Source organism: Kitasatospora sp. P5_F3, from assembly GCF_054049135.1.
Genome location: NZ_JBFUMY010000094.1, coordinates 1 through 15131, shown reverse-complemented (window position 1 = coordinate 15131; position 15131 = coordinate 1). Strand labels below are relative to the sequence as shown.

At 68.3% G+C, this 15131-nt stretch carries 16 protein-coding genes; 5 read left to right on the top strand and 11 right to left on the bottom strand.

The genetic code is table 11. The features are described 5' to 3' along the window. The 6 genes from ACXJMZ_RS33160 to ACXJMZ_RS33135 form a co-directional block, all read right to left on the bottom strand. Positions 1–1994 (bottom strand): DEAD/DEAH box helicase family protein (locus ACXJMZ_RS33160; RefSeq protein WP_457033722.1); only part of this gene is annotated, 1994 nt, incomplete at its 3' end. Positions 1995–2065: 71 nt separating this feature from the next. Next, positions 2066–2341 (bottom strand): hypothetical protein, encoded by a 276-nt coding sequence (locus ACXJMZ_RS33155; protein ID WP_457033721.1) that lies wholly within the window; start codon positions 2339–2341, stop codon positions 2066–2068. Positions 2342–2394: 53 nt separating this feature from the next. Further along, complete coding sequence (locus ACXJMZ_RS33150; RefSeq protein WP_457033720.1) at positions 2395–2673, bottom strand: hypothetical protein; 279 nt, start codon at positions 2671–2673, stop codon at positions 2395–2397. After that, entirely contained in the window at positions 2670–3377 is a 708-nt protein-coding gene (locus ACXJMZ_RS33145; protein ID WP_457033719.1) for a helix-turn-helix domain containing protein, read from the bottom strand. The genes ACXJMZ_RS33150 and ACXJMZ_RS33145 overlap by 4 nt, the downstream gene beginning before the upstream one ends. Next, entirely contained in the window at positions 3374–5608 is a 2235-nt protein-coding gene (locus tag ACXJMZ_RS33140; RefSeq protein WP_457033718.1) for a hypothetical protein, read from the bottom strand. The genes ACXJMZ_RS33145 and ACXJMZ_RS33140 overlap by 4 nt, the downstream gene beginning before the upstream one ends. 7 nt (positions 5609–5615) lie before the next feature. Then, on the bottom strand, positions 5616–5951 hold the full coding sequence (locus ACXJMZ_RS33135) for a helix-turn-helix domain-containing protein (RefSeq protein ID WP_457033717.1): 336 nt from the start codon (positions 5949–5951) through the stop codon (positions 5616–5618). A gap of 258 nt (positions 5952–6209) precedes the next feature. On the opposite strand from ACXJMZ_RS33135, the gene ACXJMZ_RS33130 reads away from it, so the two are divergent. From ACXJMZ_RS33130 to ACXJMZ_RS33115, 4 genes are all read left to right on the top strand, one after another. Then, positions 6210–7091, top strand: a complete 882-nt coding sequence (locus ACXJMZ_RS33130; RefSeq protein ID WP_457033716.1) for a hypothetical protein — start codon at positions 6210–6212, stop codon at positions 7089–7091. A 919-nt stretch (positions 7092–8010) separates the two neighbouring features. After that, entirely contained in the window at positions 8011–9552 is a 1542-nt protein-coding gene (locus ACXJMZ_RS33125; RefSeq protein ID WP_457033715.1) for an RHS repeat-associated core domain-containing protein, read from the top strand. Positions 9553–9715: 163 nt separating this feature from the next. Then, positions 9716–9958 (top strand): NucA/NucB deoxyribonuclease domain-containing protein, encoded by a 243-nt coding sequence (locus tag ACXJMZ_RS33120; protein ID WP_457033714.1) that lies wholly within the window; start codon positions 9716–9718, stop codon positions 9956–9958. A gap of 10 nt (positions 9959–9968) precedes the next feature. Then, positions 9969–10382, top strand: coding sequence for a hypothetical protein (locus ACXJMZ_RS33115; protein ID WP_457033713.1), 414 nt, complete (start codon positions 9969–9971; stop codon positions 10380–10382). 300 nt (positions 10383–10682) lie between these two features. Here ACXJMZ_RS33115 and ACXJMZ_RS33110 read toward each other — a convergent pair whose 3' ends face one another. The 5 genes from ACXJMZ_RS33110 to ACXJMZ_RS33090 form a co-directional block, all read right to left on the bottom strand. After that, the gene (locus tag ACXJMZ_RS33110) at positions 10683–11015 is read right to left on the bottom strand and encodes an integrase core domain-containing protein (RefSeq protein ID WP_457033712.1); all 333 of its coding nucleotides are present in this window, start codon (positions 11013–11015) and stop codon (positions 10683–10685) included. Continuing rightward, a complete protein-coding gene (locus ACXJMZ_RS33105; RefSeq protein WP_457033723.1) occupies positions 10996–12339 on the bottom strand; it encodes an IS30 family transposase in 1344 nt (447 codons plus the stop codon). The genes ACXJMZ_RS33110 and ACXJMZ_RS33105 overlap by 20 nt, the downstream gene beginning before the upstream one ends. Beyond that, a complete protein-coding gene (locus ACXJMZ_RS33100; protein WP_457033711.1) occupies positions 12264–13076 on the bottom strand; it encodes an IS3 family transposase in 813 nt (270 codons plus the stop codon). The genes ACXJMZ_RS33105 and ACXJMZ_RS33100 overlap by 76 nt, the downstream gene beginning before the upstream one ends. After that, a complete protein-coding gene (locus ACXJMZ_RS33095; protein WP_457033710.1) occupies positions 13073–13381 on the bottom strand; it encodes a transposase in 309 nt (102 codons plus the stop codon). Before ACXJMZ_RS33095 ends, ACXJMZ_RS33100 begins: the two co-directional genes overlap by 4 nt. Positions 13382–13825: 444 nt before the next feature. After that, positions 13826–14338, bottom strand: coding sequence for a PadR family transcriptional regulator (locus ACXJMZ_RS33090; protein ID WP_457033709.1), 513 nt, complete (start codon positions 14336–14338; stop codon positions 13826–13828). Positions 14339–14431: 93 nt separating this feature from the next. Between ACXJMZ_RS33090 and ACXJMZ_RS33085 the strand changes: the two genes are divergently transcribed. After that, positions 14432–14986, top strand: coding sequence for a hypothetical protein (locus ACXJMZ_RS33085; RefSeq protein WP_457033708.1), 555 nt, complete (start codon positions 14432–14434; stop codon positions 14984–14986). Positions 14987–15131: the final 145 nt, after the last annotated feature.

Below are 15131 nucleotides of genomic sequence, written 5' to 3'. Positions count from 1 at the left end.
GCCCAGGCCCGGGCGTGGGCGTAGCCCCGCTCCCAGGAGCGGGCGTGCTTGTCCCAGATCATGCCGAGCTGGTCCAGCTCGTTGACCCGGACCGGGGCCAGCAGGCCGGCCCCGCCCAGGTAGCGCTGACGGTCGAGCCAGGAGACCAGCGCACCGTCGCGGGTCTTGTCGCTCGGGTCGAGGTGGTGGTGCTCGCTGTGGAACGCGGCGGCCAGCTGGTGCATGCGCTGCCACTCCGAAGCGCGCGGGTTGAACGCCCGCAGCTTCACCGTCTGGAGGATCTGGGCGGCGTGCTTGCGGGCGTTGATCCGCAGCCAGTCCACCGGCGGCTCCTCCGGGCCCTGCTGCTCGGCGTCCCCGGCCTCGCCAGTCTCCTCGCCCGTCTCCGCCTCGGTGACGTCCTCCTTCTCACCCGCCCGCTTGGTGCGCAGCTCCGTGATGCGGCCAACCACGCGGGCGTCGTGGGCGGCCAGGGCCCGCAGGACGCGCCAGATGGTGCGGAACGAGGAGGCTTCGATCTCGTCGTCGGCCTCGGCCTTCACCGCCTCCCCCGCCTCGGTCACCTTCGCCGGGTCGGTGGTCGCGGTGCCGTCCCCGACCAGCGGGGTGGGCAGGTAGACGGGGATGATGACCCAGGACACCTTGCCCTGGCGGTAGGACTGGCGCAGGGCCCGGCCGACGGCCTGGACGACGTCGATGACCGAGCTCTTGGGGTCCGCGAAGACGATGGCGTCAACGGCGGCCACGTCGATGCCCTCGTTCAGGAGCCGGGAGTTGCAGATGATGCAGCACTCCTCGCCCTCGTCCCCAGACCGCTCTCCGGTGGAGGCGGTGAAGGTGGCGAACGCGGCACGGCGGTCCTTCAGCTTGTCGGAGCCGGCCACCGCGAGCGCGGTCACCCGCTCAGGCCGGTCCGGATCCGGGAGCAGTTCGGCGGTGGCCGCCAAGGTGGCGGCGAACTCCCGGGCCGCCTGTACGCGGGAGTGGAAGGTGATGACCCGGCGCAGCTCCAGGTCGGCGACGGCGCGCAGCACCGCGATCTGCAGGGCCAGGCGCAGCAGTTCCTCGTTCGACCTCTGAGAGCGCAGGTCGGCCACGGCGGGCAGGTTGAGCAGCTCGCGCAGGTCCTCGTCGGTCACCACCGGGACCAGCACCCTGTAGTCGGCGAGGTAGCCGTGCTCGATTCCCTGGCCGAGCGTCCAGGTGAACACCGTCTCGCCGTAGACGGCCGGGTCGTCCATGGAACAGAGCGCTGGCAGCTGCTCCACGTCCTGGCCGTCGGCGCCAGCGGTGAGGTTGGCCAGGCCCGGCTTCGCCTTGGAGTCGTCGGCGATCTTCGGGGTGGCGGTGAAGTACAGCCGCCGGGCGGCCGGGACCTTCTCGTCCGAGTGAATCGCGGCCCACGCCTTGCCCTCGGAACCTGCGGTGCGGTGCGCCTCGTCGATGACGACCAGGTCCCACATCGGCAGGCCGAAGTCCTTGTGCGCCGCCACGATCCGCTCCAGCGAGGCGTAGGTCGCGTAGACGGTGACCGCCTCGCCCGCCTTCACCGAAGCGACCAGGTCCGCGATCCGAGCAGCCTGGGTGGTCACCTGGGCGTGGACGCGGCCACCGGCCTCCGCACTCTCCAACGCCTCCGCCCGCGAACACGCCGCCACCGCCAGACCCCGACGCCCGCCCTTGACCGACCACGACTCGGCGGTCTGCTCCAGCAGCTCGATCGTCGGCACCAGCACCAGCACCCGGCCCCTCGCCGCCAGCCGCCGGGCGCACCCGGCGGCGATCAGCGTCTTCCCGGAGCCGGTCGCGGCGACGACCGTCGCCCGGCCGCCGTTCTTGACGGCCTTCACCGCGGCCGCCACCGCGTCCTTCTGGAACCAGTGCAACGGCAGCGGGTTCACGACGACGGGCGGCTTGGCCTGTGCGGGCAGCGAAGCCGGGCCGCGCAGCCCGGCCGGGACGCCCTCGATGGCGGTAGTGGTCGTGGTCTCCACGGCGCAGGGCTCTCCTTCGACTGCCGGGCGGTGCGTGAGATGGCTGGTACAGGTGCAGCGGGAGGGACTGGTCAGTCCGGGTCGACGTAGGGATAGACGATGTCGATGACGTCCTCGACAAGGCCTCCGAACGAGGTGATCTCCCAGTCCGCCTCAAAGCCCCGGCCGATGAGGATGTCCATCAGCTCGTCCGCCAGCGTCTCCGCCTCCTCCGGAGTGGGCGGGCGCTGGACATGCAAGGTGACACCGCGCGAAGTCGCGGCTTCGCGCAGGATCGCCTGCTTCTCCTGGGACGAGACGAACCAGCTAAAGGGCTCGGGCGGCCCGGCGGGGGCGGTCATGTCCACGGCGCAGGGCTCTCCTTCTTGCTACGGGGTGCTGCGGGGTGCTGCGGGCCGGGTCAGTGCTCGTCGGGGTAGGCGTAGCGGTGAAGGCCGCTGATCAGGCTCTCGGCCAGGTCACCGAACTCGGTGAGTGACCACTGCTCGTCGAGTCCTTCGGCCACGATGATGTCGGCGAGCTCGTCAATCAGCTCTTGGGCCTCGTCCTCGCCCGGCGGGGTGACCGGGTCAAGGACCACTTCGCGCTCACCGGCGGCGCGGCGCAGCAGCGCGAGCTTGTCGGCGGGTCCCCAGAACCAGGCCGGCCTCGGCCGGCCGAACATCGGATGCGCGCTCATCCGTTCTCCTCGGGGACCCAGCCGCGGACCTCGAGGTACGCGATGTCGGCGTCCTCGACGGCGCGGCCCGTCTCCACCAGCCAGGCCTGCATGGCTTCGGTGACGTCGCCGTGGTGGTCGGCGACGCGCTGGGACCACTCGGCGGCGTCGAACCCACCGGACGAGCTGGAGCCGTAGGTGCGCTCCTCGGTGCCGTCCGATCGGGGGATGAAGCCGCGGCGCACCCCGCCGGAGTCCTTCTCGGATCCGGCGGAGTAGACGTACTGGTCGGCCTTCATCCGCACGGTGAAGGCCAGCTTCCCGCCGGCCTGCCCGGTCTCGTGGACGACCGGGGCCAGGTGCGCGGCACCCGACCTGATGGCCTGCTTCCCGGCCCGGCCAGCCATGCTGCCGCCCGGGGTGCCGATGGTGTCCTTCCCCCGCACCCGCGCCTTCTGGCCGCCCTTGGTGGTGCGCCGCTTCGTGTTCTCCCCCGCGATACCGGACAGCGCCTCCTCGTCCCGCTCGCCGCCGCGCACCGCCCGGACCACCTGGCGCAGCGCGTTGACCATGCTCGCGCCCTTGCCCTTGGTGAAGAACTGCGAGACGAGCGAGGCGTCGCGGCCGAGCATCTTGGCGACTTGGCGCTTGGTGTACCCCTCGTCCAGCAACTGCTGGGTCAGGCGCGCGGCCTCGTTCGGGTTCTGCGGGTCTGCGGGGCTCAACTCTGCTCAGCTCCCTTCGCGGCGAGTTCGGCGCGGCCCCGGCCGCGCAGCGTCAGGTACTGCTCCTGGCTGGTCGGGTGCTGCACCGGGCCGGTGAGGTGGCCCTTGAGGAGGTAGTCACCGGGCTCGCCCCGGTACGGCCAGGGCTGCCGCTCGGTCAGGGCGATGCCGTCCGTGCCGAAGTACACGACCGTGCCCGGCTTCGCGTGCAGGGCCCCGGCAACGCCGACGACCTCCTTGCCGTCGCGGTACTTCATGTCCAGCAGCGCCGCCCGCGCCCCCGACCACACGTAGGCGGCCCACTCGGGGTGCGCGTACGGGTCGCGGGAGAACCCGGCCTGCCGCTGCCAGGTCACCACCTCGCCGTCCTGGCCCAGGATCTCCACCCCCGCCGGGAGCACCTCGCCGGCCCGCGTGGTGCCGGAGACCAGGCGCGGGCGCTGCGCGAACCCGCCCAGGCCGAACAGCAGCACCGAGCGAACCGCACGGCTCGCGAGGTAGGCGGCGGTGCGCTGGCGCTCGTCGCCGTGCAGCTTCGAGAGGTTGCCCAGGTCCGCCCAGGCGGCCTTGAGCTTCTTGCCCCAGTCGTCCAGCGGCTTGCCGTCCTCGAAGACCAGACCGTCGAGGATCTCCACCTTCCACGGCATCAGGTGGTTCGACAGCGCCAGGTGCACCTCTGCCCCGCCGGCCCAGGTCGTGAACGTCGTATCCGGCTCGGCCGGGTAAATCCAGGCGCGCTCCCCGCTCACCGGGGCGGGGAGCAGGCCGACGTGGTTCCACCCGGCCGGGACAGTCACGCGGACGTTCCAGTGCGAGCAGGACATCAACGCCTTCGCCTGCTCCGCCTCCGTCATCGCCGCGAACCCCTGAGCGGTGACCCGGGTCGGGGTGCCGACCGGAGACTTCCACAGGTGCTTGGCATAAGCGAAGGTGCGGTCGTACTCCACCAGCGCGGGCAGCTGCTCCGGCACGCGCGGCGGCAGGACCAGCTCGGTCCGGCCCTGCCCGCCGGTGGCGTGCAGCAGACCCCGCAGCTCCTCCGACAGCACCGGGTAGCCCCCGGCCCACTTCCCCTTGGTGGGGATGGTGCGTGACCACAGGTCCCGGCCGGTCTGCGACGGGGAGCCCATCAGCACCACGTCGTCCCAGTGCCGGCGCAGCGCCTGCCACAACAGCGTGAACGCCTGACGGCACGTCGCGGCGTCGGCACCGTCCGTGTCGAACCACTCCCCGATGGAGCGGATCTCCACCATGCCGGAGTCCGGCGCGGCAGCGGGGGCGTAGCGGCCCACGGGCTGACGTTGGTGGATGAAGTGCCCGGCCAGCTTGTCCCGGCCCACCCCAACGGCGGTGGTCCACCGCTGCGAGGGGGTGTTGAGCCAGGCCGCGACGGCGTCCTTGAGGGTGGAGTACCGCTCGGCACCGTCGTGCCACGGAGCGCCAGCGGTGATGTAGATGCGCTCGGTGCCGGGCGCGGCGGCCAGGACGGCGTCCAGGATATCCCCCGGCGTCCGGGCACCGAGGTTGAGCCGGACGACCTGGTCGCGGACCGCCAGCTCACCGGTCGCCGCGTCCAGGAACACCGTGCTGCGAGCGTTCTGGACGAAGGCCGGGCGCTTGGACACCAGGCCGGTGGTCACCGTCTCGAACCGCGCACCGTCCGGGCCCTCCGGGAGGGTCGGCAGCTCACGCGGACCGGACTCCCCCGCCGCGCGCACTGGGGCAGCGACCGAAGCGACCGGCGCGGCGGCGGGGACCTCGGCCGGCTGCTCGGCAACGACAGCCTGGCCCTCCAACTCGCGCGGCACCTCGGCGGCAGGGGCCGGCTGCTCGACGACAGCGACGGGGGCCGAGCGGGTCAGCACCGGGGCAACCGCGCCGACCGGCTGCGGCGCGGGCTCGACCACCGGAGTTGGGGCCTGGACGGGTGCTGCACCGGGGGCAACGGCGACGGCCTGGTCCTCGCCCTTGGCAGTGCGGACGACGGCCGGGGTCGGGTCCAGCAGCGGGGCGATCCGCACGACCTCCCCAACCGACAGGCCCGAGGCCTTCGCGATCGGCGCGGCCTGCGCACCCTCGTACCCCGCGAGCCCGGCCACCTTGCGCGCGCGCTGGGCGGCGAGCCTGTCCAGCTCCTTCTGCGCGGCCGCGACGGCCTTCTCGGCGACCGTGATCTCGGTGCGCAGCTCGCGCAGACCGGCGAGCTCGGCGGTGTACGTCTGACGGTCCATCAGGATCTCACTCCCCTTCCGTGGTCTCGGTGGTGGTGCCGGTGTCGAGGGGGCGGGCCTGGCGGGCGAGGGTCAGCCAGCCGTCGGGGCCCTGGGTGCCGTGGATGTCAGCCAGGCCCGCCAGCAGGAAGGCGTAGGCGCCGCGCTTGGGGGCCCGCGGCTGCGCCGTGCCGGCCTCCCACTTCGCGAAGGTCTCCCGGCGGATATCCAAGGCGGCCGCCACCTCCTCCTGGGTGAAACCGGCAACCTCCCGCAGCCGCTTGCGCTCGGCTGGCTCCGGCAGGTCCCCGCCGTCCCGCGCCTTGGCCAGCAGCGCGTCGACTGCGGCATAGATCTCAGACATTACGTACCTCCTAGCAAAGAAGATATCGCATATACACTCTAGCTTTCACGCATATGAGCTCGCATATTTACTCTCTTTGAACCACACATCTAAGCGCACATCAGAAGCAGGGCGCCTGGGACGGAGCACCGTAGTTTGCGAGTGGAGCACGATGGTTTGCGGCTCCGGGCTGGATCACGGAGAACCTGGTGGACCGCCGCACGGCTGCGCCGCGAGGGCCCCATGAGCGCCCCGATCTGCACCTGGTTGAATCGGCGGATGAGCGAGACCTCTGTCGACCTGGGAGTCGTCACCGCGCCGTCCGGTGTGCTGGTCCTGGGCATGGCCGGCTGGATCGATCACTGGTCCGAGCTCGGCGATCCGTTGTCCGTGCGGGCACTGGTCGCCGCGGAGCAAGGTGGTGGCCATCTGCACGAGCCCGCGGACGGCCCGAGCCGGGACTGGTCCTGCGAGGCGGTCGCGGTGCCGGCCGCTACCGACCGGCCGCTGAAGGTGCGAGCCGAAACGGGGGAGTCGTACGACGGGCCGGTCGTCACGGTCCTGGAGATCGACCTCGGCGTACCCTGGCCGGGCGACCCCGACGGAGAGCCGATCCGGCTCGGTGACCTGCCGATCGACCGGTGCGGCATGGTCCTCGGGGACGCCCGCGCCCTCGACTCGTTCGTCGGGCTGCCGGGCGAGTCGATCGACGGACTCGCCGACGTCACGTACTGGGGGAAGTACGAGGACGACGCCCACGTCCGATTCGGCGGAGAACGGACACCCCGGTACGAGGTCGAGGGGCCCTACGGGCGGCTCGACCTCCCCCTGCACGAAGCCCACGAGTTCGCCGACCAGCTCCAGAGCTGGCTGACGGAAGGGCCCCGCACCGGCCTGGTGGTCTCCGTGGACGCGCACACCCACTTCCACCTTCTCGACCGGGCTGGCCAGACTCACCCCCTGCTTGCCGGACAGATTGAGATCGACGGGTGCCAGGTCCTGGGCCTGGGTTGGGACCCGGGCAACCACTCCATGCGCCACCACGGCGAACGAGCCTGGAACCAGGTCTACCCGATCACCCTGGAACAGGCCGGCACCACCACCCTGCTGCGCTGGACCATCCCCGAAGAAGCAGAGGGCACCGAGCAGACCGAAAGCTGACGACGCACCCGGCCGTGCATTGCAACGTCGGCGGTCGCCACCACCCGCGGACGGCACCGCCTCGCAAGATGTCGTGCTCCGGTTTCGCCAGGTCAAGACCAGGCTGGCCTCGCCCTTCAGGCCGGAAGAGTCAACCGACCCTGGCGGGGGCCTCTCTCACGGATGCCCTGAGTGCTGTCCTCGCGGCTCCCGCCGAGCGGCGCGCCTGTTGCTCACCGGCGAGCCCGGCTGTTGGCTGCCGTCGGGCATGGGAGCGATCACCAATCTGTCCGGCGGGCCGGCCGGTGACTCGCGCGCGCGGATCCTGTTAGCCGGGCTGGGTCGAAGCCAGACGCGGACGGGGGCTCGTAGCGGCGGGGCCCCCGGATGGGCAGCCCTGCGTCGGTTTCTCCTGCTGGCGGGTAGGGGGCTTGGGGCCCTGGCCAGATGATCGGCTGGTTCATGCTGACGGACGGGATTCCGTGTGCGCGGAGGTAGTCCAGGTCCTCGGGTCGGAGCCCGGCGTGGGGAGTCGGCTGCAGGAAGCGGAAGGCGTCATCGACTGGTCCCGGCCAGGCCGCTGCGGTCGGCTGCGAGGCGATGAAGCGGATCCTTGGCGGCCGGGGAAGCCGCTGGGAGAGAGCGGCCGGAGGTCCGTCCGTGTTGCGTGCCCGGTCCCACGCCCTCTCCCAGTGGACGACCGTGGCGCGGGATAGTCCAAGCGCCTGTGTGAACGCGGTGACGTGTCCTCGCCGTGGGACCGCGTCTCCGCGCAGGATCGCGCCGAGACTGCTGGCCGGCAGCCGGTTGTACTTGCCGTCCGCGGTACGTCCCGCTTTTTGCTGCAGATACGCGAGTGAGCCTTTTCAGCTCGGTACCTGATCGGGTGAGCTGACGAATCGAGCGGATGTTCTGCGCAACAGACAGGGCCTCACGGCCGTTGAGCAGCCAGGGCAACGTCACCAACGACAGTCTCAAAACCACCACCGGTGCCGCGATCGCATCGCTCGCCTACGGCTACTACCCGTCAGGCCGCCTGAAGACCAAGACCACCAACGGCCTCACCGGATCCACCACCCAGTCCTACACATACGACCAGGCCGGCCGCCTCAACAGCTGGAACAACGGCGCCGCCTCAACCGCCTACGCCTACGACGGCAACGGCAACCTCACCGCCGACGGCACCAACACAGCCACCTACAACCAGCGCAACCAGCTCACCAGCCAGAACACCACCGGAACCACCTACACCTACAGCCCCAGAGGTACCCGCACCAGCAGCACGTCCGGGAGCAACACCTCCACCGCCACCTACGACGCGTTCGACCAGCTCACCGCACAGGCAGGCAAGACCTACACCTACGACGCCCTCGGCCGCCTCACCCAAACCGCCGGGCACAGCTTCACCTACGACGCCACCTCCAGCACCCTCACATCAGACGGCACCGAGAAGTACACCCGTACCCCAGGCGGCAGCCTCACCACCATCGGCGCAAACGGCGCAGCAGCATTCGCCTACACCGACCGGCACGGCGACCTCGTCGGCAACTTCACCGCCACAGCCTCAACCACCGGCGGGTCCAGCGCCTACGACCCCTGGGGCAAGCCCACCGCCACCAGCGGCACCACCCACAGCATCGGCTACCAAGGCGGCTGGACCGACAGCGCCACCGGCCAGATCAGCACCGCCAGCCACTGGTACGACCCGGCAAGCGCAGGGTTCACCAGCCGCGACACAGCCAACCTCGAACCCGTCACCTCCAGCATCGCCAACCGATACAGCTACGGCGCCGCCGACCCCCTCGACAACACCGACCCCACCGGCCACAACCCCTGCGACACACCCACCAGTCCCGGACCGGGAGGCAGCGGCCCCACCCCCAACACTGGCTACAGCTCCAGCTACTGGCAATTCTCATACCCGACCAGAGTGACGAGGAACATCCAGGAACTCATGGAACAGCAGACCTCCCGTTCCTCCGGCCCTAAGGGCGGAGCAGAGTGGAGCAGCGCGCGAGACTACGGCAAGAAGGTGAAGGGCAAGAGCCCGAAATCAGTTCAGATTCAAAATGAAATGCAGATGCGTCGATTCGGGAGTTTCGGATACGTATTGCTGGAAAAGGAGAGGTACGGCAGGGCTGCCGGCTACAGCGACTGCGCAGACGGCGAACCCCCCCACCCCCAAGGGCCCCGCCACACCACCGCCACCGCCGCGCTGGACCACCCCACCCGGCACCGACAACCCCAACAGCAACAACACACCCGCCCAATCAACCGCCAACGGCCAATCGGTTGGATCTACGCAGACCTTGGCCGCAGGTACGGCCAACCCATCGGCCATCCCGCTTGGATTCACGCCGAGCCAGGTCCAGGTCTCGCAAGGTCTTGGGATCGGGCAAGGAAGCACCCCACAGGACTACACTTGGGACGATCTCACACAGGTTCAACAAAATACTCTATCCGATCACTGCCAGGCCGATAAGGCTCTAAGCAACGAGGAGTGCCGATCAATACCTGTATTCATTGTCGATTACAACAAGACCCCACAGATTGCAATAAATGACTACAGTGCGATCAAAAAGAACAAGCCATGGCTTCTCAATTACCACAAGTAGACGCCAGCCGAGCTCAACCTGACGCGAGAGATGGCGGGCTGCGGAAGCTCTTGGGACGAAAGCCAGGGAAGCTGTGACGAATACCCATTCGCCTCAACAATGCAAGGCGGAGTCGGGTCACAGACAATGGGAGCGCCATTTCCCGAGCAGATCATCCAACGAGATGATCTAAATAGATTCTACCGCAAGCATGGATTCTATAAAATAAAAGGACCGAGCACTTCGACCCGATTCCTTGTCGATGTCATCAATATTCCTTTCATTATTCAATAATGGAGAATTTGTGAGCATTGAATTCATATCGGCACCGTCCGCCAAGATGTCAATCGAATTCCAGCAATCATATCAGCACCTCTACCTCCAGGACTTTGAGACCGACGACACCCCTCCTCCGCTAGCTACCGGCCTGGAGCGCTTCTCGAGCAGCCCGAGCTCACTTCTGGTCATTACACGACCCGACACAGAAGGGGCAGTATTTGTGGAAGTATTTGAAAATGAGTTCCCCCTTTCTCTTGGCGAGGACATCGAGCCTATATTTCACGGCCCCATGGACTTTCCAAGTGGGACGTTGAGCATCACGACAGTCGGTGCAGCCGAAGAGAGCCTCTTCGATCTGCCTAGAGCTGGCTCGTGGGATGTGCAGGTCAGGGTCGCAGGTGGCGCCAAGCCCTGGTATGTGGCAATTTGTCTGCGCTGAAATATTTCCCATAGCCGCGAGCCAAGGACCGACTGGTAATCAATCCACAGAATATCTGCTCACTTTCCCATCGTTCGATTGAGAAGTGCCAGCACCGTCTATTACTGGGGCGGGCTTCAATAGATCATCAGTATCCGCCTTTCTATCCGAGTCAGGGCCTGGTGGACGGGGCATAGCGGCGCGAACAGCGCGCCGCCATGCCCGGCCGTGGTCGAGTTGCTGCCGCACTTTGACCGATGTGCGCACGTGGGTAATCACTGCCCGGCTGATCTCTGAACCGCTCCGGGTTTGTTCGAGACTTCAGGTTGTGGCTGTGACCTGCATGTTTGGGTGCTGTTCGTAGTAGTTGGCTTCGTACTCGGCGGGTGGGATTTGGCCGAGTTCACTGAAGAGCCGGGCCTGGTTGAACCACTCGACCCACTCGGCGGTGGCGATCTCGATGTCGGCCAGCGTGCGCCAGGGGCCCCGGGGCTTGATGACCTCGGTCTTGTACAGTCCGATGATCGATTCCATCAGGGCGTTGTCCAGGGCGTCGCCGACGGTACCGATGCTCGCCGCGATCTCCTCTTTGGCCAGGCGGGCGGCCAGGCGGAAGCTGGTGTATTGGGCGAGTTCAACCGGTCGTTGCAACACCGGGCTGTGGTAGCGAGCGTAGCTGCTCCTCGAAGACCTCGGCTGGTGTCCGCCAGCCTAGGATCTTGCGGGGCCGGTTGTTGATCGCCATGGCGACGGCTTCCAGGTCCGTGGACGACCACCGGGAGAGGTCGGTGCCCTTCGGGAAGTACTGACGCAGCAGCCCGTTCGTGTTCTCGTTCGTCGGTCGTTGCCAGGGCGAGTGCGGATCGGCGAAGAACACCTTCGTCCCGGTATCGAGAGCGAACTGGGCATGGCCGGAGAGTTCCTTCCCGCGGTCCCAGGTGAGGGTCTTGCGTAGCTGCTCGGGCAGCCGGGTCATCGACGTCGTGAGCGCCGCGTTCATCGCGATCGCGCCATAGCCCCCCAGCGAGGGGCCGTTCTTCACGGGCGGACTCTCGCCCCAGCCCTCGAGTCGAGGCAGGTATACGAGGAGCGTGGAGCGGCTGCTGCGCTCGACAAGCGTGCCGATCGCGGATCGGTCCGTCCCGATGATCAAATCGCCTTCCCAGTGTCCGGGGATCGCGCGGTCCCTGGCTTCGGCGGGACGTTCACTGAGGACGACGTCCGCGGTGACATGCCCCTGCGGCTTGTTCTGCGACCGTCCGCGGGGAGTCCGCAACGCCCGTCCGGTGCGCAGACACGTGACCAGTTCCCGCTTGAGCGCGCCCCGGCCTTCGATGAACAGCGCCTGGTAGATCGCTTCGTGGCTGATGCGCATGGACTCGGGGAAGTCGACATGGAGCCGGTACGAGATCTGTTCCGGGCTCCACGCCGTCGCCCATCGTCTGTCCTGCCGATGTGGCTTGTTCAGCCCTTTCCACGCGGGCGTCACAGGACCGGTGACGATCGTGCCGTCGGGACGATCGACGCTGCCGGCGAGCCGCTCCTGTACGTACTCACGCAACCTGTCGTTGCCAGCGAGCTTCGCGGTCTTCGGGCGCTTCGCGGCCTGCTGCGCTTTCCACTGCGCGACCAGAGCCCGGTAGACCGGTTTGCCGCCCCGGGTCGCCGCGTTGCGGCGCAGCTCGCGGGAGATCGTGCCCGCGTCACGTCCGATCCTGCGAGCGATCTCGCGCACGCCGAGCTCCTGGGCGCGCAGTAGCGCGATCTCCTCACGCTCAGCGAACGACAGGTAGCGGCCGGTGGGCTCGTCCAGGCTGATCGGCGACATGCCGCCAGCGTGGCGGAACCACCGGGTTCCGACCGGCCATGAAACGCTAACAGCCACCGCGGCCTCTGCCGTCGTCACTCCCGACGCGATCCGCCGCCAGAAGTCCCGCTGCACCGCACGAGAAGGCTCCGGCCGACCCGGTGAACGCATCGGCGGTCGCAGCGCCCGATCCGCCGCCCACTGCCGTCGCGCACCCGCAGGCACCTCCGGCACCTTCTGCTTCTTGTCCCGTCCCATCGCACACCTCCGTGATCAAGGTGTTGCGACGACCGATTGAATCCGCCTTGGCAGCCGCGATCCGAATGGAACACCACCGGGCCGGCTGGGCGGCGGGTTCGGCAGGCGGTCCGAAGCGCGTCGGCGACCAGTTCGGTCCGCAGATGGTCGGCGGTGGCCCAGCTGACGACGCGCCTGGAGGCGATGTCGATGACGGTGGCCAGGTAGAGCCAGCCCTCCCGCGTCGGTATGTACGTGATGTCGCCGCACCAGCGAGTGTCGACGGCGCCTGGATCGGGCTGGAAGTCCCGCAGGACCAGGTCCGGACGGATGCCGGCATTCGGATCGGGGATGGTGGTGCGCTGACCTCGCCTGCGGTGGCGGCCCTGGAGTCCGGATCGACGCATCAGCCGCGCCACCCGGCGGCGGCCGCACCGCTCACCGTCGCGCCGGAGCACGGCATGGACGCGCGGGGCCCCGTAGCTGCCGCGCGAGTTCTCGTGGACCTCGGTGATCCTCTCGGTCAGCTCCGCGTCGCGGACCACGCGGGGACCGGGCACGGCGGTGCGGCGGGCGTAGAAGGCGGCACGGGAGACCTTGAGCAGTTCACACGCCCGTTTGACGTTGCGTCCGCCCTGCTTCTCCGCCTCGATGAACGGGTGCACCGTCACCGGGTCTCCGTCGCGAAGAAAGCTGTGGCCCGGCGGAGGATGTCGACGTCCTCGCGCAGGCGGCGGTTCTCCCGCCGCAGTGCGGCAAGTTCCTCGCGTTCGCCGCTGGTCAGGCCCTCGCGTTCACCCGCGTCGACGTCGGCCTGGTTCACCCAGGCGCGCGCAGCGGTCTCGGTCAGGTCGAAGTCCTTGGCCACCTGACCGACCGAGCGGTCCCCGCGCCGGCACAGCTCGACGATCTCGGCCTTGAACTCCGGCGTGAACGAGCGCCGAGGACGCGGCTTCTTCTTCCCCATGCTCTCCATGATGGACATCATCCTTCCGAGGCCCAAGGCCCCTGAGCTCAGCTGTCCGTCAAAGCGGATCAAGCCCAGACGCACCACAACCGACATGACTCCGCATCAGCACGAACCTTTGAAGACGAGCCCTGGGCGGAGTGGCAGGTCCGCGTGCTGACCCCTGGCTTAGCGGCGGCCAGCACTGCCAGGCCGTGCTGCTCGCCGTGCACTTCGCCACCCAGGCCGTGTACACCTGGGGCACAGTGCCGCGCTGGATCAGGGACGCTGCCGACCAGGGTGGCATCGCGGGTGCTTGCGGACTCGGCATCTCGTGCTGCTTCGGCTGCCGGAGTGGACGCACCGGGAGGCCGAGAGCTGCTGAAGGCGCGTTCTGGCACTGGGCCGGCCGGTGCCGGCTCAGCGCGGGCCGACCCAAGCGCCTGAAGGTCCGACCAGCGTCATGGGCACCGGTTACCGGATCTGGCCGACCGCCCACTCGGCCCACTCTCGGCGCATGGCGTTGAACCGCAGGCCGTACTCCAGGGTGATCCTGCCGCAGACGGACAGGTTGTCGCCGTCCCAGTCGATCGACTCATCCAGGTGGCGCAGGTTCTCGTGCGCCTGCTCGGACAGCTTGATCAGCTCGGTGAGGTAGCCCCGCGCCTGCTCGGGGGTGAGTACGCCGAGGAAGAACACCCTCAGGAGGACCTCGCTGCGGGTGTTCCGCTGTGGCTTGGTCTCGGTCAGCCAGTGCCGGAGTTCGGCCAGCCCCGCGTCGGCGAGGGTGTACTCCTTGCGGCCGCGCGGCCCCTCCGCCGTGACGCTGATCATCCCGGCGTCGGCGAGCTTGGACAGCTCTGTGTAGATCTGGCTCTGAGTGGCGGGCCAGACGTTGGCCAGCGAGGTGTCGAAGCTCTTGAGCAAGTCGTATCCGCTGGCCGGGCGTTCGGACAGGAGCCCGAGAAGGGCGTGTCGAAGACTCATGTCGGCCACTCTACCTTCCACTCTTGACATGTCACCAGTGGAGACTCTAGTTTCAACATGTCAGAACAGGAATATAGAAAAACAGGGCCACCCATGTCGTACCTGCGCACCTTCCTTCCGTGGATCGTCTTCGCGGTGCTTCCGTCCGGCCAGTGGCAGTGGGCCGCGCTGGCCGCCCTGGTGGTGGCCGTGGCGTTGACCGTCCAGCAACGCAAATCCGGGGCCGGCTTCGACGCGTTGATCATCGAACTGGGCTCCGCGGTCTTCTTCGCGGCCCTGACGGTGATCGCCTTTGCCGACCCGCACTCGGGCGTGCACGACTACTCGGCGGCCCTGTCCTCAGCCACCCTGGCGATCATCGCCGGGATATCGCTGCTCATCGGCAAGCCGTTCACCCTGGGTATCGCCAAGCGCAGCACACCCCGCGAGGTCTGGGAGCTCAAGCCGTTCATCCGGACCAACGTCGTCATCACCGCCGCGTGGACCGCCGCCTTCACGGTGACGGCCGCCGCGCTCGCGGTCATCGCCCATGCCGGCAGCGCCCACTCGACGTCCGCCACGCTCGTCCAGGTCGCCGGGTTCGCGGTCCCGATGGTGTTCACCGTCCGCTACGTCGCCGCCGTGCAGGCCAAGGCGGATGCCCGATAGACAGCGCAGCTGCGCCCCGGGGGGCGAAGAGGGGCCTGGTGCCCGGCCATTGTGCCGCTTCGCCTGATCACACCGCCCAGGTGCACGTCACGGATACGACGAAGCCTCCCTTCGCTGACCCGAAGCCTCCCTTCGCTGACCTCGG